Annotated in this window: 20 protein-coding genes; 19 read left to right on the forward strand and 1 reads right to left on the reverse strand. The window is 49.0% G+C overall.

Annotation, left to right across the window (positions count from 1 at the left end; genetic code table 11):
* The first annotated feature begins 2 nt into the window (after positions 1 to 2).
* The 5 genes from FGQ85_RS19060 to FGQ85_RS00085 all read left to right on the forward strand — a co-directional run bounded on the left by FGQ85_RS19060 (position 3) and on the right by FGQ85_RS00085 (position 5,516).
* Positions 3 to 836: a (2Fe-2S)-binding protein gene (locus FGQ85_RS19060; protein ID WP_171027843.1), complete on the forward strand. Its 834-nt coding sequence runs from the start codon at positions 3 to 5 to the stop codon at positions 834 to 836.
* Between the two features lie 4 nt (positions 837 to 840).
* The gene (locus tag FGQ85_RS00070) at positions 841 to 2,016 is read left to right on the forward strand and encodes an FAD-dependent oxidoreductase (protein WP_158099278.1); all 1,176 of its coding nucleotides are present in this window, start codon (positions 841 to 843) and stop codon (positions 2,014 to 2,016) included.
* A 28-nt stretch (positions 2,017 to 2,044) separates the two neighbouring features.
* Positions 2,045 to 2,935 carry a dihydrodipicolinate synthase family protein gene (locus FGQ85_RS00075; protein ID WP_087169471.1) on the forward strand — a complete coding sequence of 297 codons (891 nt, stop codon included), beginning with the start codon at positions 2,045 to 2,047 and terminating at the stop codon, positions 2,933 to 2,935.
* A 45-nt stretch (positions 2,936 to 2,980) separates the two neighbouring features.
* Positions 2,981 to 4,387, forward strand: a complete 1,407-nt coding sequence (locus FGQ85_RS00080) for an aldehyde dehydrogenase family protein (RefSeq protein WP_118636571.1) — start codon at positions 2,981 to 2,983, stop codon at positions 4,385 to 4,387.
* Positions 4,388 to 4,601: 214 nt separating this feature from the next.
* Entirely contained in the window at positions 4,602 to 5,516 is a 915-nt protein-coding gene (locus FGQ85_RS00085; protein ID WP_138372361.1) for an Rpn family recombination-promoting nuclease/putative transposase, read from the forward strand.
* A 66-nt stretch (positions 5,517 to 5,582) separates the two neighbouring features.
* Here the strand turns inward: FGQ85_RS00085 and FGQ85_RS00090 are convergent, their stop codons facing one another.
* On the reverse strand, positions 5,583 to 6,425 hold the full coding sequence (locus tag FGQ85_RS00090) for a glycerophosphodiester phosphodiesterase (protein ID WP_138372362.1): 843 nt from the start codon (positions 6,423 to 6,425) through the stop codon (positions 5,583 to 5,585).
* A 167-nt stretch (positions 6,426 to 6,592) separates the two neighbouring features.
* On the opposite strand from FGQ85_RS00090, the gene FGQ85_RS00095 reads away from it, so the two are divergent.
* From FGQ85_RS00095 to trpA, 14 genes are all read left to right on the forward strand, one after another.
* A complete protein-coding gene (locus tag FGQ85_RS00095) occupies positions 6,593 to 7,279 on the forward strand; it encodes a GTP pyrophosphokinase family protein (protein ID WP_087169467.1) in 687 nt (228 codons plus the stop codon).
* A gap of 83 nt (positions 7,280 to 7,362) precedes the next feature.
* Complete coding sequence (locus tag FGQ85_RS00100) at positions 7,363 to 10,287, forward strand: insulinase family protein (RefSeq protein WP_138372363.1); 2,925 nt, start codon at positions 7,363 to 7,365, stop codon at positions 10,285 to 10,287.
* A gap of 51 nt (positions 10,288 to 10,338) precedes the next feature.
* Positions 10,339 to 11,253: a GTPase Era gene (gene era / locus FGQ85_RS00105; RefSeq protein WP_087169486.1), complete on the forward strand. Its 915-nt coding sequence runs from the start codon at positions 10,339 to 10,341 to the stop codon at positions 11,251 to 11,253.
* Positions 11,254 to 11,307: 54 nt separating this feature from the next.
* Complete coding sequence (locus FGQ85_RS00110; protein WP_138372364.1) at positions 11,308 to 11,502, forward strand: hypothetical protein; 195 nt, start codon at positions 11,308 to 11,310, stop codon at positions 11,500 to 11,502.
* Positions 11,438 to 12,178 (forward strand): DNA repair protein RecO, encoded by a 741-nt coding sequence (recO, locus tag FGQ85_RS00115; protein WP_243128455.1) that lies wholly within the window; start codon positions 11,438 to 11,440, stop codon positions 12,176 to 12,178. Before FGQ85_RS00110 ends, recO begins: the two co-directional genes overlap by 65 nt.
* A gap of 131 nt (positions 12,179 to 12,309) precedes the next feature.
* Positions 12,310 to 13,701, forward strand: a complete 1,392-nt coding sequence (locus FGQ85_RS00120) for a glycine--tRNA ligase (protein ID WP_087169464.1) — start codon at positions 12,310 to 12,312, stop codon at positions 13,699 to 13,701.
* Between the two features lie 69 nt (positions 13,702 to 13,770).
* Positions 13,771 to 14,733 (forward strand): leucine-rich repeat domain-containing protein, encoded by a 963-nt coding sequence (locus FGQ85_RS00125; protein ID WP_087169463.1) that lies wholly within the window; start codon positions 13,771 to 13,773, stop codon positions 14,731 to 14,733.
* 36 nt (positions 14,734 to 14,769) lie between these two features.
* A complete protein-coding gene (locus FGQ85_RS00130; protein WP_087169485.1) occupies positions 14,770 to 16,098 on the forward strand; it encodes a VWA-like domain-containing protein in 1,329 nt (442 codons plus the stop codon).
* Positions 16,099 to 16,101: 3 nt separating this feature from the next.
* Positions 16,102 to 17,634 (forward strand): AAA family ATPase, encoded by a 1,533-nt coding sequence (locus FGQ85_RS00135; protein ID WP_087169462.1) that lies wholly within the window; start codon positions 16,102 to 16,104, stop codon positions 17,632 to 17,634.
* A gap of 401 nt (positions 17,635 to 18,035) precedes the next feature.
* Positions 18,036 to 19,073, forward strand: a complete 1,038-nt coding sequence (trpD, locus tag FGQ85_RS00140; RefSeq protein ID WP_118636560.1) for an anthranilate phosphoribosyltransferase — start codon at positions 18,036 to 18,038, stop codon at positions 19,071 to 19,073.
* Positions 19,070 to 19,864, forward strand: a complete 795-nt coding sequence (gene trpC / locus FGQ85_RS00145) for an indole-3-glycerol phosphate synthase TrpC (RefSeq protein WP_087169460.1) — start codon at positions 19,070 to 19,072, stop codon at positions 19,862 to 19,864. The genes trpD and trpC overlap by 4 nt, the downstream gene beginning before the upstream one ends.
* Positions 19,861 to 20,472: a phosphoribosylanthranilate isomerase gene (locus tag FGQ85_RS00150; RefSeq protein ID WP_087254062.1), complete on the forward strand. Its 612-nt coding sequence runs from the start codon at positions 19,861 to 19,863 to the stop codon at positions 20,470 to 20,472. The genes trpC and FGQ85_RS00150 overlap by 4 nt, the downstream gene beginning before the upstream one ends.
* Before the next feature lie 34 nt (positions 20,473 to 20,506).
* Positions 20,507 to 21,691: a tryptophan synthase subunit beta gene (trpB, locus tag FGQ85_RS00155; protein WP_087254065.1), complete on the forward strand. Its 1,185-nt coding sequence runs from the start codon at positions 20,507 to 20,509 to the stop codon at positions 21,689 to 21,691.
* Entirely contained in the window at positions 21,684 to 22,451 is a 768-nt protein-coding gene (gene trpA, locus FGQ85_RS00160) for a tryptophan synthase subunit alpha (protein ID WP_087254068.1), read from the forward strand. Before trpB ends, trpA begins: the two co-directional genes overlap by 8 nt.
* The last annotated feature ends 25 nt before the right edge of the window (positions 22,452 to 22,476 follow it).

The following is a 22,476-nucleotide window of genomic DNA, read 5'->3' on the forward strand; positions in this document are numbered from 1 at the left end:
AGATGGCAACAGGAATCATTTATGATGGATACCCGTCTATGGACGAAATCAAAGAGGCAAATGGATGGCCGGACGAAGAACGCTTCGCGAAAGGCCCGGTGGCAGTGGTTGAGTGTGTACAGCAGATTCCGTGTAATCCTTGCGAATCCGCATGCCCGCTTCATGCAATTCATATCGGGGAACCGATTACCAATACGCCTCAGGTAGACAGAGAAAAATGTATCGGATGCGGCATGTGCGTTGCAGCCTGCCCGGGACTTGCGATTTTCCTTGTAGATAAGAGCTATTCCGAGACAGAAGCCACAGTCAGCTTCCCGTTTGAATACGATCCGCTTCCGGAAAAAGGAGCAGAAATAGACGCCCTTTCCCGTGCGGGAGAGTATGTTTGCAAAGGACGTGTGATCAAGGTAATGAATCCGAAAAAGAACGACCACACACCGGTTGTAACCATTGCGATCCCGAAAGAACATGCGGACACTGTCCGGACAATGAGAAGACTGAAGCTTCCGGAAGCACACGAAGGATTCCACCCGGTAGAACCGGAAGGACCGCTGGATGACGATGTGATCGTATGCCGCTGTGAGGAAATTACAGCAGGAGAAATCAGAAAAGCGATCCGGGAATACCATGCAACAACTGTGACGGAAGTCAAGAGAAGAGTCCGTGCCGGAATGGGACTCTGCCAGGGCAGGACATGCGGCAAACTGGTGAGCCGGATTATCGCAGAAGAAACAGGCAAAAAGATGAATGAAATTCAGGGAAGCACGGACCGGCCTCCGGTACGCCCTGTAACATTTGGAGAACTTGCAGAAGATGGAGAAGATCAGGAGGGATAAAAACATGGGCAAAGCATATGATGTAGCGGTCATCGGGGCCGGTGCCATCGGATCATCCGTGGCATACTTTAACGCAAAAAAGGGAGCCTCTGTCGTCCTGATTGACGCCGGGGACATTGCACAGTCCACAAGCAGCAGAAGTGATGGAAATGTTCTTGTCTGCGACAAACAGCCGGGATTTGACGCTCTGTTTGCAAAGGCCAGCCAGGATATGTTCGAAGGTTTAAGCAAAGAGCTGGATTATGATTTTGAGTGGAGACAAAGGGGAAGTCTCTTTCTCACAGAGACGGAAGAAGAATTTCAGATGGCGTCCGAGTTCTGTGAATCTATGAAGAAATGCGGAATTCCGATGCGGATGATGGACAGACAGGAAGTTCAGGATGATGAACCGTATCTTGCAAAAGATGTCTATGGGGGACTGGAAACCATGTCGGACGGCTCGGTTTATCCGATTGGACTGACTTATGGTATGGCATTGGGAGCAGAGAAAAAAGGCGCGGTGCTTTCTTTACATAACCGTGTCAAAGGAATCCGCCGGGACGGCAACGCATTTGTCATTGAAACAGAAAACGGGGAAATCGCAGCGAAGAATATTGTGGACGCCTGCGGAGTATGGGCCCCGGTGATCGGAAAGATGGTAGGACTTGACATTCCGATTCAGGCCCGCCAGGGACAGATCCTGGTTTCCGAGCAGACCTTCCAGGTGGCAAGAAGAAAAGTACATGAATTCGGATATATGTCCACAAAGTTCCAGAGCGACGGATACAAGCGTCCGGTATCGGAACGGGTGGAAAAATACGGAGTTGCTTTCGTATTTGAGCCGACAGCATCCAACAACTTCCTCATCGGTTCTTCCAGAACCTTTGCAGGAGAAGATACAAGAAGCAGCATTGAAGTCATGAAGGCAATGGCAGAGCGTGCGATCCGTTTCTTCCCTGTAATCGCAGATATCAAAGTGATCCGTTCCTACAGTGGACTTAGACCTTACACGCCGGACCACATGCCGATCGTATCCGGCACTCCGGTAGAAGGCTTCTACATTGCGGCCGGACACGAAGGAGACGGAATCGGACTTTCCCCGATCACAGGAAAAGTCATGGCAGATATGATTGCGGGAGAAGAACCGTTTATGGATTTAAGCCCGCTGAAATTTGACCGGTTTGCAGCCGGACAGGCATAGAGAGACGACAAAGTCAAGGAGGTAAAACATGAACACACAGTTTCAGGGCATTTATGCCGTAGTAGTCACACCATTCCACGAGGACGGAACATTTGATTTCGAGTCAGCAAAGAAAAATCTGGACTGGCTGATCGAACAGGGCGTGCAGGGAGTCTGCATCCTTGGAGCAACAGGTGAATATCAGAGTATTTCCGATGAAGAACATATGGCATATGTAAAAGAGATCGTTCCATATGTAAAGGACCGTGTCAGCGTCATTGTAGGGGCTTCCAGAGAACGCCCGGAAGACGTGGTCAAACTTGTCAACAACATCAAGGAATGCGGCGCTCATGCGGCAATGGTGCTTCCATCCTTCTACTGCCATCCGGCACAGGACGAGATCGTTGAGCACTACCGTTATATTGAAGAGCAGACTCAGTTCCCGATCGTGGCATATAACAATCCGGGATCTGCCGGAATCGAAATTGGCCAGGAAGCATTCCGGGAGATCATGGCACTTCCATACACAGCGATCGTAAAAGAGTCCAGCGGAAGCATGCAGAAGCTGACAGAAGTCCTGATGGATGCTCCGGAAAAGGTATCTGTATTCTGCGGATGCGACAATCTTGCATATGAAAGCTTTGCCGACGGTGCCTGCGGATGGATCTGCATGCTTGCAAATGTAGCTCCGAAACAGTGCGTGGAACTTTACGAGGCGGTTTATGTAGAAGGAGATCTGAAAAAAGGAAAAGAAATCTACAAAGAGATTCTGCCGGCGCTGAATGTGCTGGAGTCATTCCCGAAGCCGGTGCAGGCGTTAAAATACGGCCTTGGCAAAAAGGGATTAAACGGTGGATATGTCAGAAGACCGCGTATGGAATTAAATGATGAAGAAAAAGCATATCTTTCCGAAGCAATGAAATTTGAAACACTTCGATAGGTTATAGAACAGGCATAAAATTTCAGAAAGAGAGGTAAGAGCAGTATGGAAATCCGTAAACTGTACATCAATGGAGAATGGGTAGATTCATCACAGGACGAGTGGATTGAGATCGAGAATCCGGCTACGCACGAAATCATCGCCAAAGTACCAAGAGGAAACAAAGACGATGTAGACAGGGCAGTAAAGGCTGCAAGAGCAGCATTTGAAACATGGCAGTACACTCCTCTGAAAGAGAGAGTGGAGCTGATGAAAAAAGTTGTGGCCGGTCTGGAAGAAAGACGCCAGGAACTGATCGAGACCATCACCAAAGAACTTGGTTCTCCGTACAAGGTTTCCGCGGAAGTGCATACGGATCCGTTTATTCTGGAAGCAAAACATTATATCAAGACCGCTTCTGAATTCCCGTATGAGCAGAGAAGACTGACTTCTGTCGTAAGAAGAGAACCGGTGGGCGTTGTCGGAGGACTGACTCCGTGGAATTTCCCTCTGGAGCAGATTGAAAAGAAAGTTGTGCCGGCGCTTCTGGCAGGAAACTGTGTTGTATTAAAACCAAGCCAGTACACTCCGCTGACCGCATACATTCTCGCAGAAGAAATTGACAAGGCAGGATATCCGGCAGGTGTATTCAACCTGGTAACAGGACGGGGCGGAGAAGTCGGAAATGCCCTTTCCACACATGAAGACGTGGATATGATTTCCTTTACAGGATCTACGGGAGCAGGCCGGGAAGTGGCCAGAATGGCTCTTGGCAATATCAAAAAGATTGCTCTGGAACTGGGCGGAAAATCCGCTGCCATCCTTCTGGACGGCGGAGACTGGGAAAATGGAATTCATTCTGTACTGGAGACTGTCGTACCGAACGCAGGACAGACATGCAACGCGCTGACAAGACTTCTGGTGCCGAAGGACGGACTTGCACGCGCAGAGGAAATCATCAAAAAACAGCTGGAAGAATACAAATACGGACCGGCCGATGATCCGACGGTAACACAGGGACCGCTTTCATCCAAAAAGCAGTTTGACCGTGTCAAAGGCTACATTGAACTTGGATTACAGGAAGGTGCCAGAATGGTAGCCGGAGAAGTGCCGGAAGATAACGGAAGCTATTATGTAAAACCGGTGATCTTCAGTGATGTAAAACCGGATATGAGAATCGCACAGGAAGAGATCTTCGGACCGGTACTGGTAGTGATCCCTTACGAAACACAGGAAGAAGCGGTTCAGATTGCAAACGACAGCATCTACGGACTGGCAGGCGCTGTATTTGGCCCGGAAGAAGAGGCAAACAAAGTTGCACGTCAGATGAAGACAGGAACTGTTTACGTGAATGAAGGACAGTGGGACCCGACATCCCCGTTCGGCGGATACAAACAGTCCGGACTCGGAAGAGAAGGCGGCGTAGAGGGATACGAAGAATTCCTTGAAATCAAGACAATCTACGACAAGTAGGATAAAACATGCCATAATAACCTCACGAAGCACGGGGCAGCGGCTCGTAAAGAGCTGCTGCCTCTTGTGCTTTTTAGAATATTCTGCTATGATGAAGAAGACTTCTCTTTTTCTGTGTTTATTCTGAAAATGCAGTCTGATTTCATATCCGTGTTCTAATCTTTTGTCAAATTTATCATCAAATCTATCATCAAATCAAAGGAGGCTTCTGCCTATGAGTAAAAAACAAAGAAAACCAATATCCAAAAAGAAAAACACATCTTCGAATCATCATGTCAATTCTAAATATAAAGATACACTTTTCCGAATGATATTCCGTGACAAGAAAAATCTGCTCTCTCTTTATAATGCTTTAAACAAAACATCTTATACAAATCCCGATGATATGAAAATTACAACACTGGAAGATGTGATTTATGTGGGAATGAAAAACGATGTGTCCTTTTTATTCTCAAGTATCATGAATCTCTTCGAGCATCAAAGCACATTCAATCCGAATATGCCAGTTCGCGGACTGCTTTATCTGGCGCGGATTTATCAGAATTACATCCGGGAGAATGGGCTGAATATATACAGTTCTACCCAGATTTCTTTACCAGTACCGGTATATGTGGTATTCTATAATGGACGAAAAGAAGAAGCTGAATACCAGGAATTAAAACTTTCGGATGCTTTTAAAAAGTCAGAATTTTCCGGACAGGCGGCTCTGGAATGTCGCGTCATCATGCTGAATATCAATCTTGGACACAACAAAGAACTGTTCGAGAATTGTAGAATCCTCTGGGAATATGCATATTTTATCAATGAAGTCAGAGAGAATCAGAAAAAAGGTAGTTCTATAGAAGTAGCAGTCCGGCAGGCACAGAAGAGCTGTATCGAACAGGACATTCTGAAAGAATTTCTGGAGAAGAACAGTGCGGAGGTGAGCGACGTGATTCTGGAAGAATTTAATGAGGAACAATACGCCGAAGGGCTTAGGGAAGAGGGACGCCAAAAAGGACAGGAAGAAGGAAAAGCGAAAACATTAATCAGCCTTTATCAGAAAAATCTGTTGACGCTTGAGCAGGCAGCGGAAGAGTATGGAACGACAGTAGAGGAATTCCAGAAGCTTTTAGCTAGGAAAGTCTGAAAAGAAGATGGAAAATAAAGTACGGGGCAGCAGTTCTTTACGAGCCGATGCCCCGTTTTGTACAGATCAGGAGCAATTCCGGATATCCGATTCTTCCGGAAGAAAGCCCTCGAAAATAAAGTAGTCAAAAATATGCTCGCAGGCATAATATTCCCGCGGGGATTTTACTGTCCAGGCGAAACATGGAATGCCAAAAACCACCCGGCAGATCGTCAGGGAAAGGGCGCTTCTTGCATGGTGGTCGTAGGCGATGAAGTCCGGCTTTGTCAGAAAGTTGGTCAGCAGATGCCGCGGGAAATAATAGACAGGGTGCACCCGTCCGTCATCCTTGTGAAAATTCATTCCCAGCTGGCCTCTGACGGTATACGGCCGGTATTTCCGAAACCACATCAAAGCCACCGGATGGAAAGATTCGATGCAGTAAGAACCACTGTAATGATCCAGAAGCTCCGCGGCCTTCCGGCAGATGGAACTTCCCACATGTTTATATTTAATCTCCACAAGGAGCGGCACTTTGCCATCTACCAGATCCAGCACATCCTGAAACAGCGGAATGTGCTCAGCCGTACCAAGAACAGGAAGAGCTTTCAGCTCTTCATAAGTCAGCTCATCCACATCTTTTTCAACTCCGCAGATGCGCTTCAGATCAAAATCGTGTGCGGCAACAACCTGACCGTCTTTTGTCAGCTGGACATCCAGTTCGATTCCGTATCCGTGCTCTACAGCGCGCCGGAAAGCGGCCATGGTATTTTCCGGAATTCCGAGACTTAAGTCATGAAGCCCACGGTGGGCATAAAATTTCCCGGGCATCCGCTTCGGACGTCCGATCAATCTTGGCGCGATGGAAAGCAGGTAAAAAAGCCCTGCGGTCAGTCCTCTTTTTATCCATGAATGTCTATTATCTGTCATGATACACTCCTCCTCGACAAAAACCATTGCTTTCTTTTATGATAGCACAAATCCGGCAAAGGGGCAGAAAAATGTTTATAGTTTTTTCATTGGAGTTTCCATGTGCGCTTTGTTATACTATAGTGAGGAATCAATGTTCCATATTGATACAAGAAGAGGTGCGACTAATGAAAGAAAACTTGAAAGAGGTCTATACACAGCGTACGGACAGCTGTGATATGGCAAACAGCGTGGAATTCACAGCACTGATGAATAAATATAAATGTGCGATCATGGAAGTTGAGACAAAACTGAACGTACTGGATGCCGAGTTCTCGCTGAATTATGATCGAAATCCGTTTGAATCCATAGAGACGAGGCTGAAGTCTCCGGCCAGTATCATGGAGAAGCTGAAAAGAAAAGGGTTTGAGCCGACTTTGGAAAATATCGAGAAGAATCTTTTTGACGTGGCGGGCGTCCGTGTTGTCTGTGCGTTTCAGGAGGATATTTACAAGCTGGCGGAGCTTCTCACAGGGCAGGATGACATCCGGCTTCTGCGGACAAAAGATTACATACAGCATCCAAAGGAGAATGGATACAGGAGCCTGCATCTGATTCTGGAGGTCCCGATCTTTCTGGCAGACGGAAAGGAATATATGAAAGTGGAGGTGCAGTTCCGTACGATCGCCATGGATTTCTGGGCAAGCGTGGATCACCGTCTCCGTTACAAAAAGGAGATCGATGATGAGGGAGAGATCCAGAAGAAGCTGAAACGGTGCGCTACAGTGATCTCTGAGCTGGATCAGGAAATGCAGGATATCCGGAACATGATCGAAAAGAGCAACGGACAGAAACAAAAGCCAAGATATACCTGATTTGCGGTCGGAATGTTTTACGAACCCGGAAAACATGGTATACTATAGAACAGGAAAATTTGAATCGAAATGAGGAGATTGGAATGGACAGTAAGAAATTACAGGCATATGAGCTGATACAGGAGAGAGACCTGAGCGGGATCAAGGCAAAAGGGACGCTTCTCCGTCATAAAAAAAGCGGGGCAAGGATTGCCCTGATCGAAAACGATGATGATAACAAAGTGTTTTCCATCGCATTCCGTACGCCTCCTGAGGACAGTACGGGACTGCCGCATATTCTGGAGCATTCGGTACTCTGCGGATCAAAGGAGTTTCCGGCAAAGGACCCGTTCGTGGAGCTGGTGAAAGGATCGTTAAATACATTCTTAAATGCGATGACTTATCCGGACAAGACCGTATATCCGATCGCAAGCTGCAATGACCAGGATTTCCAGAACCTGATGCATGTTTACATGGATGCGGTATTCTATCCGAATATTTATGAGAGTGACAAGACATTCCGTCAGGAGGGATGGAGCTACGAGCTGGAAGATCCGGACGGAGAGCTGAAATACAACGGCGTTGTCTACAATGAGATGAAGGGAGCGTTTTCCTCCCCGGACGGCGTACTGGACCGGATGATTTTAAATTCGCTTTTCCCGGACACTTCCTATTCCAATGAGTCAGGTGGAGATCCGGATGCGATCCCGTCACTGACATACGAAGACTTCCTGAATTTCCACCGGAAATATTACCATCCGTCCAACAGTTATATTTATCTGTACGGCGATATGGATATGGAAGAAAAGCTCCAGTGGCTGGATGAGAAATATCTGAGCAGATTTGAAAAAGCCGAAATCGATTCGGAGATCCGCCTGCAGAAGCCGTTTGATGAGCCGGTAGAGTGGAAGCGGTATTATTCCATCGCAGCAAACGAGTCTGAGGAGATGAATACCTATCTGTCCTACAACAAGGTAATCGGCACCAGTCTGGACGAGAAGCTTTACCTTGCATTTTCCATTCTGGACTATGCATTGTTGTCCGCACCGGGTGCGCCGTTAAAGAAAGCGCTGACAGATGCAGGAATCGGACATGATATTCTGGGATCCTATGATAACGGAATTTACCAGCCGACATTCTCCGTGATTGCAAAGAATGCCGAAGAGTCACAGAAAGAAGAATTTGTCCGTGTGATTGAATCCACTCTGGAAAAGATTGTCAAAGAGGGAATAGATCCGGACGCTTTGACAGCAGGCATCAATTATCATGAGTTCCGCTACCGGGAGGCGGATTTTGGCAGCTACCCGAAGGGGCTGATGTACGGACTTCAGATGTTCGACAGCTGGCTGTATGATGAAGAAAGTCCGTTCCTTCACATCGAGGCACTGGACACGTTTGCATTTTTGAAAGAGCAGATCAGTACTTCCTACTATGAAGATCTGATTCAGAAGTACCTTCTTGATAACACCCATGCTTCCATTGTCATGATCTGTCCGAAGAAAGGACTGACAGCGGAAGCAGACCAGAAGCTCCATCAGAAGCTTCAGGACTATAAGGCGGGTCTCTCCAGAGAAGAAGTGGAGAAGCTTGTGCAGGATACGAAAGATCTGAGAGCGTATCAGGAGGAGCCGACTCCGCCGGAAATTCTGGAGAAGATTCCGGTGCTGAAAGTCAGTGATATTTCCGAAGACATTGCTCCGATTTATAACGAAGAGCAAAAAGCCGGGGATGTTCCATGTATCTGTCATCCGATCGATACAAACGGAATCGGCTATCTGACACTGATCTTTGATCTTCGGACATTAAGCGAGAAAGAGATCCCGTATGCAGGACTTCTGCAGGCAGTGCTCGGCATTATCGATACCGAACATTACGAGTACGGCAAACTGTTCAATGAGATCAACCGACGCACGGGAGGCATTGAGACATCCCTTGAAATGTACACCGACGTCACAAAAGTGAAGGAGAAAGAATTCCGCCCGACGTTTGAGATCAAGACGAAAGCGATGTACGGCCAGCTTCCGTTTGCCCTCTCTATGATGGAGGAAATTCTGATGCGGTCGGTGCTTACAGATGAGAAGAGGATCAAAGAGATTCTGGACATGCTGAAATCCAGACTTCAGATGAAGTTCCTCTCTGCGGGACACAGTTCCGCCGTGCTGCGTGCCATGTCCTACAGTTCGCCGCTTGCGCGCTTTAAAGACATGACAAACGGAATTGAGTACTACGAGACCGTCAGCCGGATCGCAGACCATTTTGAGGAAGAAAAGGATCGTCTCATGGAGATGCTGCAGACGATCAGCCGCAAGGTATTCCGGAAAGATCGGATGATCGTAAGCTATACGGGAGAACCGGAAAGCAAAGAACCGGTACTTCAGGAGATCGAGAAGTTCTCAGGATGTCTGCACACGGAAGAAGTGGAAGAGTCCGGTTTCCAGCTCACATGCGCGAAGAAAAACGAAGGATTCCAGACTTCCTCCAAGGTACAGTATGTGGCAATGGCAGGAAACTTTATCGATGCCGGAGCAGAGTACCACGGGGCGCTTCAGATTCTGAAAGTTATCATGGGATACGAATACCTCTGGCAGAATATTCGTGTCAAAGGCGGCGCCTATGGATGCATGAGCAGCTTTAACAAGCTGGGAGAAGGCTATTTTGTCTCCTACCGGGATCCGCACCTGAAAAATACGCTGGAAATTTACCAGGGTGTGACCGAATATCTGAGAAACTTTGATGTCAGTGACCGGGATATGACAAAATTCATCATCGGTACCATCAGCAATATGGATCAGCCGATGACTCCGGCTACCAGGGGCGACCGTTCCATGAATCTTTACATGAATCATGTGACGGAAGAGATGATCAGAAAAGAAAGGCTGGAAGTTCTCCGTGCAACGCAGCAGGATATCCGGAATCTGGCGGATATCGTGGAGAAAGTATTACAGGCAGACCAGATCTGTGTCATCGGAAATGAAGACAAGATTGAGCAGGAAAAAGAAATCTTTACCGAGGTGAAGGCGCTGTTTTAGGTGCCGGGGCCTCCGGTTCGGAGAGTTTACAAAGGAAAGAGGAACGGGATTTTGACAGAGAATAAGCAGTATAAATCAGGATTTGTGACACTGATCGGGCGGCCGAATGTGGGAAAATCCACGCTGATGAATCAGCTGATCGGGCAGAAGATCGCCATCACATCCAATAAACCACAGACAACGAGAAACCGGATTCAGACCGTACTCACAACGGACGAGGGACAGATCGTCTTTGTGGACACGCCGGGAATCCACAAGGCAAAAAACAAGCTTGGCACCTATATGGTGAATGTGGCGGAGCGGACACTCAATGAGGTGGATGTCGTACTCTGGCTTGTGGAGCCGTCCACTTTTATCGGTGCGGGAGAGCAGCACATTGCAGAGCAGCTGAAGAAAGTACACACACCGGTGATTCTTGTTATCAACAAGGTGGATAAAGTAAAGCGGGAAGAGCTTCTTCCGTGCATCGCAAAGTATAAAGATATCTACGATTTTGCGGAGATTGTTCCGGTCTGCGCAAGAAACGGAGAGAATACAGACGAACTGGTAAAGGTGATTCTGCAGTATCTGCCGTACGGACCACAGTTTTACGATGAGGATACGGTGACGGACCAGCCGGAGCGCCAGATTGTGGCGGAACTGATCCGGGAGAAGGCACTGCACAGCTTAAACGAGGAGATTCCGCATGGAATCGCGGTAGTGATCGACCAGATGAAATTCCGCAGGGGACAAAAAGGAACCATCGCGGATATTGATGCGACGATCATCTGTGAGCGGGATTCCCACAAAGGAATTATCATCGGAAAACAGGGCAGCATGCTTAAAAAGATCGGCAGTACCGCCAGATTCGAGATTGAGCGGATGCTGGACTGCAAGGTCAATTTAAAGCTGTGGGTGAAGGTGAAAAAAGACTGGAGAGACAGCGAATTTCTGATGAGAAATTTTGGATACCGGGAAGAAGAATAACAAAAGAAAAATCGGAGAACCTAATTTTATTCCAAAAGATGAAGAGGTGATCCGATGAATGAAGACTACTGGGCACGGTTTGAGATGACCGGAAAAGTAGAAGACTATCTGACCTACAAAGGGATAACGGCTCATAAGGCCGAAAAAGACCGGGATCAGAACGAAAGCCGGAAGGATGAAGAAAGTGAGCCAGACGATTACCGTGACAGGAATGATTCTGTCAGCGCTTCCGATTGGAGAATACGATAAAAGAGTGGTGATCCTCTCCCGTGAGCGGGGGAAGATCTCCGCTTTTGCCAGAGGTGCAAGGCGGCCGAACAGTATGCTTGTCGGGACGACGGGCCCGTTTCTGTTCGGCACCTTTACGCTTTACGAAGGAAGATCTTCGTATACGCTGCAGCAGGCGGAGATTCAGAATTATTTCGGAGAGCTTAGAACTGATATCGAAGCCGTGACATACGGGTTTTATTTCCTGGAATTTGCCGAATACTGTACAAGAGAGAATAATGACGAGACGGAAATTTTAAAGCTTCTCTATCAGACGATGCGGATTGTCGTAAAGAGAAGCATTTCTCTTCCCCTGATCCGGTGCATCTTTGAACTGAAGATGATCTGCCTCGAAGGGGAGGCGCCGCAGGCCTTTGCCTGCGCCGGATGCGGCAGGACGGAGGAGCTTTCCCGGTTCAGCGCGTCGAGGGGCGGCATGCTCTGCCCGGACTGTGCCGGACAGGCGGCGGATGTACTTCCGTTTGGACAGTCTGCGCTTTACGCCCTGCAATTTATTGAGGGGACGCCGGTGGAGAAACTTTACACCTTTACGGTGAGTGATGATGTGCTGGCGCAGCTGAAAAAGGCAGCAAAGCGGTGCGTAGATGTGTACATAGGACATACATTCCGGTCGCTGGAGATGCTGGAAATGATTTAAGCAGGGCTCCGGGCCGGAAGAACGGCCGAATTGTCAGGAAAACAGGACGCAAAAACAGGGGATGTGCTTGCAAAAGCGGGCAAATTACCGTATAATGGAAACAATTTTAGAAGAATGTGAGGTAAAAGACGATGGTAGAAAAAACAATGGACAAAATCGTAGCTCTTGCCAAAACCAGGGGGTTTGTATATCCGGGATCCGAAATCTATGGTGGACTTGCTAATACATGGGATTACGGAAATCTCGGCGTAGAACTGAAAAACAATGTGAAGAAAGCATGGTGGAAGAAATTTATTCAGGAAAATCCTTACAATGTCGGCGTAGACTGTGCGATTCTGATGAATCCGCAGACATGGGTTGCTTCCGGACATCTCGGAAACTTCAGCGACCCGCTGATGGACTGTAAAGAGTGTAAGGAGCGTTTCCGTGCAGATAAACTGATTGAAGATTATGCGGCAGAACACGGGATTGAGCTGAAAGAAAGCGTAGACGCATGGTCCCATGAGAAGATGATGGATTTCATCAATGAACACCAGGTTCCGTGTCCGAGCTGCGGCAAGCACAATTTCACGGACATCCGGGAATTCAATCTGATGTTCAAGACATTCCAGGGAGTTACAGAGGATGCGAAAAACGTCGTTTACCTCCGTCCGGAGACTGCTCAGGGTATTTTCGTCAACTTTAAGAATGTACAGCGTACTTCCAGAAAGAAGATCCCGTTTGGAATCGGACAGATCGGAAAATCTTTCCGTAACGAAATTACACCAGGTAACTTTACCTTCCGTACAAGAGAGTTCGAGCAGATGGAGCTGGAATTCTTCTGTGAGCCGGGAACAGACCTGGAGTGGTTTAAATACTGGAAAGATTTCTGCTACAACTGGCTGAGAGATCTTGGTATGACAGAAGACGAGCTGCGCGCACGTGACCATGAGCCGGAAGAGCTTTCCCACTACAGCCGTGCGACAACAGACCTCGAGTTCTTATTCCCGTTCGGATGGGGCGAGCTTTGGGGTATTGCAGACCGTACCGATTACGACCTGACACAGCATCAGGAAGTATCCAAGCAGGATATGACATACTTTGACGATGAGAAGAAGGAAAAATACCTGCCATACGTCATCGAGCCGTCACTTGGAGCAGACCGTGTCGTACTTGCGTTCCTCTGCGCAGCATACGATGAGGAAGAACTGGAAGGAGGAGATACAAGAACAGTCCTTCACTTCCATCCGGCTTTAGCTCCGGTGAAGATCGGTATCCTTCCGCTCTCCAAAAAGTTAAACGAGGGTGCGGAGAAGATTTATGCCGAGCTCAGCAAATATTACAACTGTGAGTACGACGACCGTGGAAACATCGGAAAACGGTACCGCCGTCAGGATGAGATCGGTACACCATTCTGTGTGACCTATGATTTTGAATCCGAGGAAGATGGCGCAGTAACTGTACGTGACCGTGATACGATGGAGCAGGAGCGTGTAAAGATCGAAGATCTGAAAGCTTATTTTGAAAAGAAGTTTGAATATTAAAAAACGAGGCCGGGAGCAGTTGTCTTCCGGCCGCTGTTATGCAGTGATTTATTCTGGCAGGAGGGAGTCATGTATCCGGAAATACATTATAAAACAGAATCAAAAGAATTTAAGACCGTCACCATCTTCGGATGCTACGGAGAGAGTCCGGAGGTCTTCCTTCCGGATACCATTGATGGCCTTCCGGTAACAAGAATTGCAGACTATGGATTTGCGCAGACAGAGGAAGAGGAAGGCATGGCAGTCTTTTTGCCGGACGGGGAGCGAAAATCAGAAGCGCGGAAGCGGCTCTGCGGCGGACAGGTGGAGGAGATCCATCTGCCGGAGGAGCTTGGTGAAGTAGGGCGCTACGCCTTTTACCGCTGCTTTCGGTTAAAACGACTGTCCTTTACGGACAGCCTGACCAGTATCGGCGGAGGTGCCTTTACCGGATGCCAGTTAAGCCATGTGGAAATCCGCTGCAGAAAGTCGCGCCAGACCTGTCTGAGACAGATTCTGGAGGAACAACGGTTTGAACTTGCGGTCCATATCTCCTATGAGGATCAGGAACAGATCGAGACAGCCAGTTTGATCTTTCCGGAGCACTACGAAGAGGCGGTGGAGAATACGCCGGCCCGGATCGTGGAGACGCACTACCACGGATCCGGCGGAGACTACCGGCAGTGTGTCTATCATAAGGAGATCGATTATGAGGAGTACGATTCCCTTTTTGTAAAGGCAAGAGCAAGGGAAGATGTCCGCACTTTGATCCGGATTGCGCTGGCCAGACTTCGGGAGCCGTACCGGCTTACCGGACAGGCAGAAGAAGAGTACGCAGATTTCCTGAGGGGCTGTGCCGGGGAGACTGCCGGATTTCTGCTTGAGGCGGATGACATGAAGACGGTACGATTTCTTCTGGATCAGAAGATCTGGGAAGGTGAGGCACTGGAGACGGCGCTTACTGTTGCGGAGAAAAAAGGACATGCTGAAATGTCAGCCCTTCTCCTGCAGGCCGGAAGGAAACGGAGCGGAAAGAAAACGTTTGATCTGTAATCAGAAAAATGTATGAAGATGGATAAGGAGGAAGAGATGGCAGAGACGATCAGCGAAGAGCAGGCCGCGCGCATGAATGCCCTGGGAAAGGAAATTCTGCGGACAGCGAGAAATGAGTTATATTTGAAAATGCGGTACCTGGACGTGGCGCTTTCCAGCCTGCGGTTCCAGATGGACGGGGAGATCGGCTCCATCGGAACAGACGGGCAGGGGCTTTACTTTCATCCGGGATGGCTTGGCGGAACTTACCGGGAAGACCGGAAGAATGTCAACCGGGCCTATCTCCACATCGTCCTGCACTGTCTGTTCGGGCATCTTTATCTGAGAGGTAAACGGGATCCCCTTTTCTGGGATCTGGCCTGCAATATCGCAGTGGAGTCCATTATCGACAGCCTTTCCTGCCCTTGTGTCAGACGGGCACCATCCTGGCTGAGAAAGGACGTATACCGCAGACTGAAAAACAGCACGAAGGTGCTGACAGCACAGAAGATCTATAAAAGTCTGACAGCATGGGGAATGAGTGAGAAGAAGCGGATGGAACTGGATGCCGAGTTTGGGGCGGACAGCCATCTTTACTGGCCGGACCCGGAGGAAAATAAAAAGCGGCCGCCAAATGAGACAGAGAATAACTGGAAACAGATCAGCGAGCAGATGGAACTGAATCTGGATACTTTCGCGCAGGAAGAGGCAAGTGCTTCCGGAGACCTTCTGGAAGAGCTTCGGGTCGCCAACAAGAAGCGCTACGACTACCGGGAATTTCTGAGAAAGTTTTCCGTGTGGCGGGAAGAAATCGGTGTGGATGACGACAGCTTTGACTATGCCTTTTATCATTACGGACTGTCCATGTACGGTAATATGCCGCTGATCGAACCACAGGAGACAAAGGAGGTTAAAAAGATTGAAGAATTTGTCATTGTGGTGGATACGTCCATGTCCTGCTCCGGAGACCTGGTGCGGAAATTTCTGGAAGAAACGTATGATGTCCTGAGCGAAAATGAGAGCTTCTTCCGAAAAGTTCATATCCGGATTCTTCAGTGCGATGAACAGGTGCAGGAGGATGTGAGGATCGAGAGACAGGAAGACTGGGAACGCTATATGCAGGAGCTGAAACTCTATGGCGGCGGCGGAACCGATTTCCGTCCGGCCTTTGCCTATATTGACAGCCTGATTGAACAGGGAGCGTTCCAGAATCTGCGGGGCGTGATTTATTTTACAGACGGATACGGCACCTATCCGTCCCGGATGCCATCCTACGAGACGGCGTTCGTCTTTATCGACGACGGATCGAGGGACATCCGGACACCGGCATGGGCAATCCGGCTTGTGCTGGATGAAGCGATATTTATGGAAAGCGAGGAAGAATAGAGGATGCATATCAAACGAGCAAAGCAGGAAATCCGGGATTCCATCGAGGCTTATCTGCAAAAAGACGCGGACGGACATTACCTGATCCCGTCGATCCGGCAGCGGCCGATCCTTCTCATGGGGCCTCCGGGAATCGGGAAGACCCAGATCATGGAACAGGTCGCAAGAGAATGTGGAATCGGCCTGGTTTCCTATACGATTACACACCATACCCGGCAGAGTGCGGTAGGACTTCCGTTTATCCGGGAGCGCAGCTATGGCGGGGAAGTCTGTTCCGTCACGGAGTATACGATGAGCGAGATTATTGCGTCAGTTTACGAGAAGATGGAGGAGACCGGGTTAAAAGAAGGCATCCTCTTTCTGGACGAGATCAACTGCGTTTCGGAGACACTGGCGCCGACCATGCTGCAGTTCCTTCAGTGCAAGATGTTCGGAAACCACAAAGTACCGGAAGGATGGATCATTGTGGCGGCAGGCAACCCGCCGGAATACAATAAGTCCGTGCGGGAATTCGACATTGTGACACTGGACCGGCTGAAACGGATTGACATCGAGGAAAATTATGACGTATGGCGGGAGTACGCCTACGAGGCACAGATCGATCCGGCGATTCTTGCTTATCTGGAAATCCGGAAGGATCATTTCTACAGGGTAGAAAATACGGTGGATGGAAAGCAGTTTGTGACGGCCAGAGGATGGGAGGATCTCTCAGAACTTCTCCGCGTATACCGGATGCTTGGTAAGAAAGTGGACCGGGAAGTAGCGCACCAGTATTTACAGAACTGGGAAATAGCAAAGGAATTTGCCAATTATCTGGAACTGTACGAGAAATACAAGAAAGACTACGGTCTGGAAAAGATTGTACAGGGCATTTACGGGGAGGATGTTCTCGAAAAGCTGAAATTCGCCGCCTTTGATGAACGGTTCAGCATTGTAGGCATGTTAAACGGAAAGCTTGCCGAGTATTTCCGGGCGTACCAAGAGGAAGATGCCAGAACAGAACGGCTGTTTGCGGAATTAAAAGTATACAAAGAGGAGCACAGCCTGTCAGCAGTGATTGAACGACTTCGGGCAGAACTGGCGTCGAAAAAGAAGGCAGGGCTTCTGACCGGAGCCATGGAAAAACTGGAAACTTCGGTGATTACAGAGCTGGAATCCTATGAGCAGCGGTGGAAGCTGACCGAAGCGGCGGCAAAAGGCGCCGGATGGGACGAGGAGTTTGCTTTTGTCAAGGAAGCATTTTCCGGACAGGTGGAGAAGCGGCAGACAGTTACGGACCAGGCGATGGAAGCACTGGAAAACACATTCCGGTTTCTGGAGGACGCCTTTGGCGAAAGTCAGGAGATGGCGGCCTTTCTGGCAGAACTCAATACCAACGGGGACAGTATCCGGTTCCTGAGGGATAATGACTGCCCGTATTTCTACAAGTACAATAAAGGACTTTTGTTTGATGAGAGACAGAAGGAGATTCTGACAGAGATGGAAAATCTTGAAAAAAGTATTGACACATCTGCGCTTTCATCCTATAATGAGTAAAAATTGAATTTAGCCAGATAAACCGTTGAAGTGGAGATCAAAGTTGCCGTGCACCCACAGAGAGTCCGGGAAGGTGAGAGCCGGATGGAACGCAGTCAGCCAAATGGACCACGGAGGGCGCAGTCAAAAGCAGGAATTCCTGCCCAGTACTCTGCGACGTAGGGCATACGTCAGTTGCCGGAGATATGTTGGTATCTCGCTAAGCGCATGGAAGATTTTTTCCGTGAATCAAGGTGGCACCGCGGTATGTAGATATCGTCCTTGATACAGATGTTATGGATTGTCTGTATCAGGGGCGTTTTTTTGTTGTCGGAATGCTGATCCGGCTGATAGTACACAATGCTCTTTGATCAGACCGGAAAGGAAAAAGATGATTCAGAATTTTGTGGAGGTTTACAGACATGATTAAAGAAGCAATATTAAAACTGGCACAAAGAAACGATCTGACAGCAGAAGAAGCACTGGAAGTCATGAATGAGATCATGGACGGCAAGGCAAGCCCGGTTCAGATGAGCTCTTATCTGACCGCTCTTTCCCTGAAAGGGGAGAACATCGAAGAGATTACCGGTTCAGCCAAAGGAATGCGGGATCACTGTATCCGTCTCCTTCATGAGATGGACGTACTGGAGATTGTCGGAACAGGAGGAGACGGAGCGAATTCGTTTAATATTTCCACCACATCTTCTCTGGTCATCGCGGCGGGCGGCGTTCCGGTTGCAAAACACGGGAACCGGGCGGCATCCAGCAAAAGCGGGGCGGCCGATGTTCTGGAAGCGCTGGGAGTCCGGATCACGGCCTCGCCGGAAGAAAGTGCGGCCATGTTAAAGAAGATCGGCATCTGCTTTCTGTTTGCACAGAACTATCACATTGCCATGAAGTATGTGGCGCCGATCCGGAAGGAACTGGGGATCCGTACTGTATTCAATATTTTAGGGCCGCTCTCCAATCCTGCAGGAGCAAACATGGAGCTGATGGGGGTCTATGAAGAGTCGCTGGTAGAACCGCTTGCCAGAGTTATGAGCAATCTTGGAGTCAAGCGCGGGATGGTGGTTTATGGGATGGACCGGCTGGATGAGATTTCCATGAGTGCGCCGACAAAGGTCTGTGAGATCAAAGGCGGAACCTATCATACTTACGAGATTACTCCGGAAGATTTCGGATTTATCCGATGCGAGAAAGAGGAACTGACGGGAGGAACACCGGAGGAAAATGCACAGATCACACTGGAGATTTTAAATGGAAAGAAAGGACCAAAACGGGATGCTGTGGCACTGAACTCCGGAGCTGCCCTTTATCTGGCCGGAAAGGCACCGAATCTGGAGGCCGGCGTACGGATGGCGGAAGGAATCATCGACAGCGGGGCAGCCAGAAAGAAACTGGAAGAATTCATTCGGGAATCGAACGGCTGGAAACCGGAAGTACAGGAGGAACGGGTATGAAAACCATACTGGATGAAATCGCTGAAAAGACAAGGGAGCGGATTGCAAAGAAAAAGAGGGAGATTCCGACAGGCCGGCTTCTGGAGAGAATCGAAAGCCGGAAGGAGCAAAAAGAACCGTTTCTTTTTCAGAAGAGCCTTTCCAGGGAAGGACTTTCGTTCATCTGCGAGGTGAAGAAAGCTTCCCCGTCCAAAGGGGTGATTGCGGAAACATTTCCATATCTGGACATTGCAAAAGACTATGAAAAGGCTGGAGCGGCAGCCATCTCCTGTCTGACCGAACCATTCTATTTTCAGGGGAGCGATGCTTATCTGGAAGCAATTGCCAGGGAAGTACAGATCCCTGTTTTGAGGAAAGATTTTACTGTGGATCCGTACATGATCTACGAGGCAAAAGCCATGGGAGCCGATGCAGTGCTTCTTATCTGTGCGATTTTGACGGAAGAGGAATTACGGTCTGATCTGGAACTTGCAGAGCATCTTGGACTTTCCGCTTTGGTGGAAACACATTCTGAGGAAGAGATAGAGATGGCAAAGCGGTGCCAGGCAAAGATCATCGGTGTCAACAACCGGGATCTTCATACGTTTCAGGTAGATCTTCAGACAAGCGCCAGTCTGCGCAGACTGGTGCCGCCGGAAATCATCTTTGTATCAGAGAGCGGCATCCGCACTCCGGAGGACATACGGCTTTTAAAAGAAAACGGAACGGACGCGGTGCTGATCGGCGAAACACTGATGCGGGAACCGGACAAAAGGAAAGCGCTTACCTGTCTTGGGGGAATGGACCAATGAAAACGAAGATCAAAATCTGCGGATTGAGGCGAAAAGAAGACATTGTATATGTGAACGCGGCAAGGCCGGACTACTGTGGATTTATTCTAAACGTGCCGCAAAGCCGGAGAAATATGGATCCGGAAGGACTGAAAGGGCTTTTGGAAGAGCTGGATCCGGGGATTGTGCCTGTAGGAGTCTTTGTCAATGAGGATACAAATACGATTCTACGCATTGTGAGGGAAAGCGGGCTTAAAATGATTCAGCTCCACGGACAGGAAGGAGAAGAGATGGTCCGGACGATTCGGGAGACAGCCGGCGTGCCGGTGATCAAAGCTGTTTCCGTAAAGAGCAGAGAAGATGTAGAAAGAGCAGCGGGATTTCCGGCAGACTATCTGCTGTTTGACTGCGGAACCGGCGGAACAGGAAGAAGTTTCGACTGGTCATGCCTGGAGGAAGCAAAACAGCCGTACTTTCTTGCCGGAGGAATCGGCATTCATAATATGAAAGAAGCCGTGGAAAGGTTTCATCCGTTTGCCGTCGACTTGAGCAGCAGCGTTGAGACAGACGGAGTGAAAGACGAAAAAAAGATCGCGGACGCAGTACACATGCTGCGGTCGCTGACTTGAGATATCAGATAAGAGAAAGAAAGGAAGGAATCAGATGTCAAAGGGAAGATTCGGCGCCCATGGAGGGCAGTATATACCGGAAACGTTGATGAATGCGGTCATTGAACTGGAAGAGGCCTACAATCATTATAAGAACGATCCGGAATTTCAGAAGGAACTTACAACACTATTAAATGATTATGCAGGGAGACCATCCAGACTCTACTATGCGGAGCATATGACGAAGGATCTGGGCGGGGCTAAAATTTATCTGAAAAGGGAAGACTTAAATCACACCGGCGCTCATAAAATCAACAATGTTCTTGGTCAGGTTCTGCTTGCAAAAAAGATGGGAAAGACCCGTGTGATTGCGGAGACCGGAGCAGGGCAGCACGGAGTTGCAACCGCAACTGCAGCCGCTCTGATGGGGATGGAGTGTGAAGTGTTCATGGGAGAGGAGGACACAAAACGTCAGGCACTGAACGTGTATAAGATGCGCCTTCTCGGAGCCAGGGTACATCCGGTCACTACCGGAACGGCAACTTTAAAAGATGCGGTGTCCGAAACCATGAGGGAGTGGACGAACCGGATCGATGATACCCACTACGTCCTTGGATCTGTCATGGGGCCCCACCCGTTCCCAACCATCGTACGGGATTTCCAGGCAGTGATTTCCAAAGAAATCAAAGAGCAGATCCTGGAGGCGGAAGGAAAACTTCCGGACGCGGTGCTGGCCTGTGTCGGCGGCGGCTCCAATGCGATCGGAGCGTTTTACCATTTTATCGAAGAGAAAGACGTCCGGCTTATCGGATGTGAAGCGGCAGGCCGCGGCATCCATACGAAAGAGACGGCAGCAACCATTGCTACAGGAAAGCCCGGTATCTTCCACGGAATGAAATCCTATTTCTGCCAGGATGAGTACGGACAGATTGCTCCGGTATACTCCATCTCAGCCGGACTGGACTATCCGGGAATCGGTCCGGAACACGCGGATCTTTATGATAAGAAACGGGCTGAATATGTGGCGGTGACAGATGACGAGGCAGTGGACGCCTTTGAATATCTGTCCAGGACGGAAGGAATTATTCCGGCCATCGAAAGCGCCCATGCCGTAGCCTATGCCATGAAACTTGCAAAAGAGATGAGACCGGACCAGTGTATCGTCGTCAATCTGTCAGGAAGAGGCGACAAGGACTGCGCGGCCATCGCCAGATACAGAGGGGAGGATATTTATGAGTAGGATCAGAGAAGCATTTACACATGGAAAAGCATTTATTCCATTTATCACCTGCGGTGATCCGTCCGTCGAGGTGACAGAGAAGATCGTCTATGCCATGGAGGAGGCGGGAGCAGACCTGATTGAGCTTGGAATTCCGTTTTCCGATCCGACGGCGGAAGGACCGGTGATTCAGGATGCGAATTTACGTGCTCTCTCCGGAGGAATTACGACGGATGCGGTCTTTGAGATGGTCCGGCGGATCCGAAGAAACACCAGTATTCCTATGGCCTTTATGACTTATGCCAATGTGGTATTCTCCTACGGGACGGAACGTTTTATACGGACTGCATCGGAAATCGGCATGGACGGTCTGATTCTTCCGGATGTTCCGTTTGAAGAGAAGGAAGAGTTTGACAGCGTGTGCAGGAAGTATGGGCTGGACTTTATTTCGCTGATCGCACCGACATCCAGAGACCGGATCCAGATGATTGCAAAAGAGGCAGCCGGTTTTGTCTACTGCGTCTCCTCGCTCGGGGTAACGGGTGTACGTTCAGAGATCACAACGGATGTGGGAAAAATGGTGCAGCTGGTGAAAGAAGAACAAGATATCCCGTGTGCGGTCGGATTCGGAATATCGACAGAAGAACAGGCAGGGAAGATGGCGGAAGTTTCGGACGGCGTGATCGTAGGTTCGGCCATTGTGAAGCTCTGCGGGCGGTACAAAGAGCAGTGTGTGCCGTATATAAAAGAATATGTAAAGAAAATGAAAGAAGCACTGTGACTTTTGGCAAAAGTGATGTATAATA

It is taken from the genome of Pseudoflavonifractor sp. BSD2780061688st1 E11 (assembly GCF_005844125.1).
GTDB lineage: Bacteria > Bacillota > Clostridia > Lachnospirales > Lachnospiraceae > Sellimonas > Sellimonas catena.

What these genes read in the sequence shown, in the direction of transcription:
- FGQ85_RS19060 (WP_171027843.1), top strand. Translation starts at nt 3, where the DNA reads ATGGCAACAGGAATCATTTATGATGGATACCCGTCTATGGACGAAATC.
- FGQ85_RS00070 (WP_158099278.1), top strand. Translation starts at nt 841, where the DNA reads ATGGGCAAAGCATATGATGTAGCGGTCATCGGGGCCGGTGCCATCGGA.
- FGQ85_RS00075 (WP_087169471.1), top strand. Translation starts at nt 2,045, where the DNA reads ATGAACACACAGTTTCAGGGCATTTATGCCGTAGTAGTCACACCATTC.
- FGQ85_RS00080 (WP_118636571.1), top strand. Translation starts at nt 2,981, where the DNA reads ATGGAAATCCGTAAACTGTACATCAATGGAGAATGGGTAGATTCATCA.
- FGQ85_RS00085 (WP_138372361.1), top strand. Translation starts at nt 4,602, where the DNA reads ATGAGTAAAAAACAAAGAAAACCAATATCCAAAAAGAAAAACACATCT.
- FGQ85_RS00090 (WP_138372362.1), bottom strand. Translation starts at nt 6,425, where the DNA reads ATGACAGATAATAGACATTCATGGATAAAAAGAGGACTGACCGCAGGG.
- FGQ85_RS00095 (WP_087169467.1), top strand. Translation starts at nt 6,593, where the DNA reads ATGAAAGAAAACTTGAAAGAGGTCTATACACAGCGTACGGACAGCTGT.
- FGQ85_RS00100 (WP_138372363.1), top strand. Translation starts at nt 7,363, where the DNA reads ATGGACAGTAAGAAATTACAGGCATATGAGCTGATACAGGAGAGAGAC.
- FGQ85_RS00110 (WP_138372364.1), top strand. Translation starts at nt 11,308, where the DNA reads ATGAATGAAGACTACTGGGCACGGTTTGAGATGACCGGAAAAGTAGAA.
- FGQ85_RS00120 (WP_087169464.1), top strand. Translation starts at nt 12,310, where the DNA reads ATGGTAGAAAAAACAATGGACAAAATCGTAGCTCTTGCCAAAACCAGG.
- FGQ85_RS00125 (WP_087169463.1), top strand. Translation starts at nt 13,771, where the DNA reads ATGTATCCGGAAATACATTATAAAACAGAATCAAAAGAATTTAAGACC.
- FGQ85_RS00130 (WP_087169485.1), top strand. Translation starts at nt 14,770, where the DNA reads ATGGCAGAGACGATCAGCGAAGAGCAGGCCGCGCGCATGAATGCCCTG.
- FGQ85_RS00135 (WP_087169462.1), top strand. Translation starts at nt 16,102, where the DNA reads ATGCATATCAAACGAGCAAAGCAGGAAATCCGGGATTCCATCGAGGCT.
- trpD (WP_118636560.1), top strand. Translation starts at nt 18,036, where the DNA reads ATGATTAAAGAAGCAATATTAAAACTGGCACAAAGAAACGATCTGACA.
- trpC (WP_087169460.1), top strand. Translation starts at nt 19,070, where the DNA reads ATGAAAACCATACTGGATGAAATCGCTGAAAAGACAAGGGAGCGGATT.
- FGQ85_RS00150 (WP_087254062.1), top strand. Translation starts at nt 19,861, where the DNA reads ATGAAAACGAAGATCAAAATCTGCGGATTGAGGCGAAAAGAAGACATT.
- trpB (WP_087254065.1), top strand. Translation starts at nt 20,507, where the DNA reads ATGTCAAAGGGAAGATTCGGCGCCCATGGAGGGCAGTATATACCGGAA.
- trpA (WP_087254068.1), top strand. Translation starts at nt 21,684, where the DNA reads ATGAGTAGGATCAGAGAAGCATTTACACATGGAAAAGCATTTATTCCA.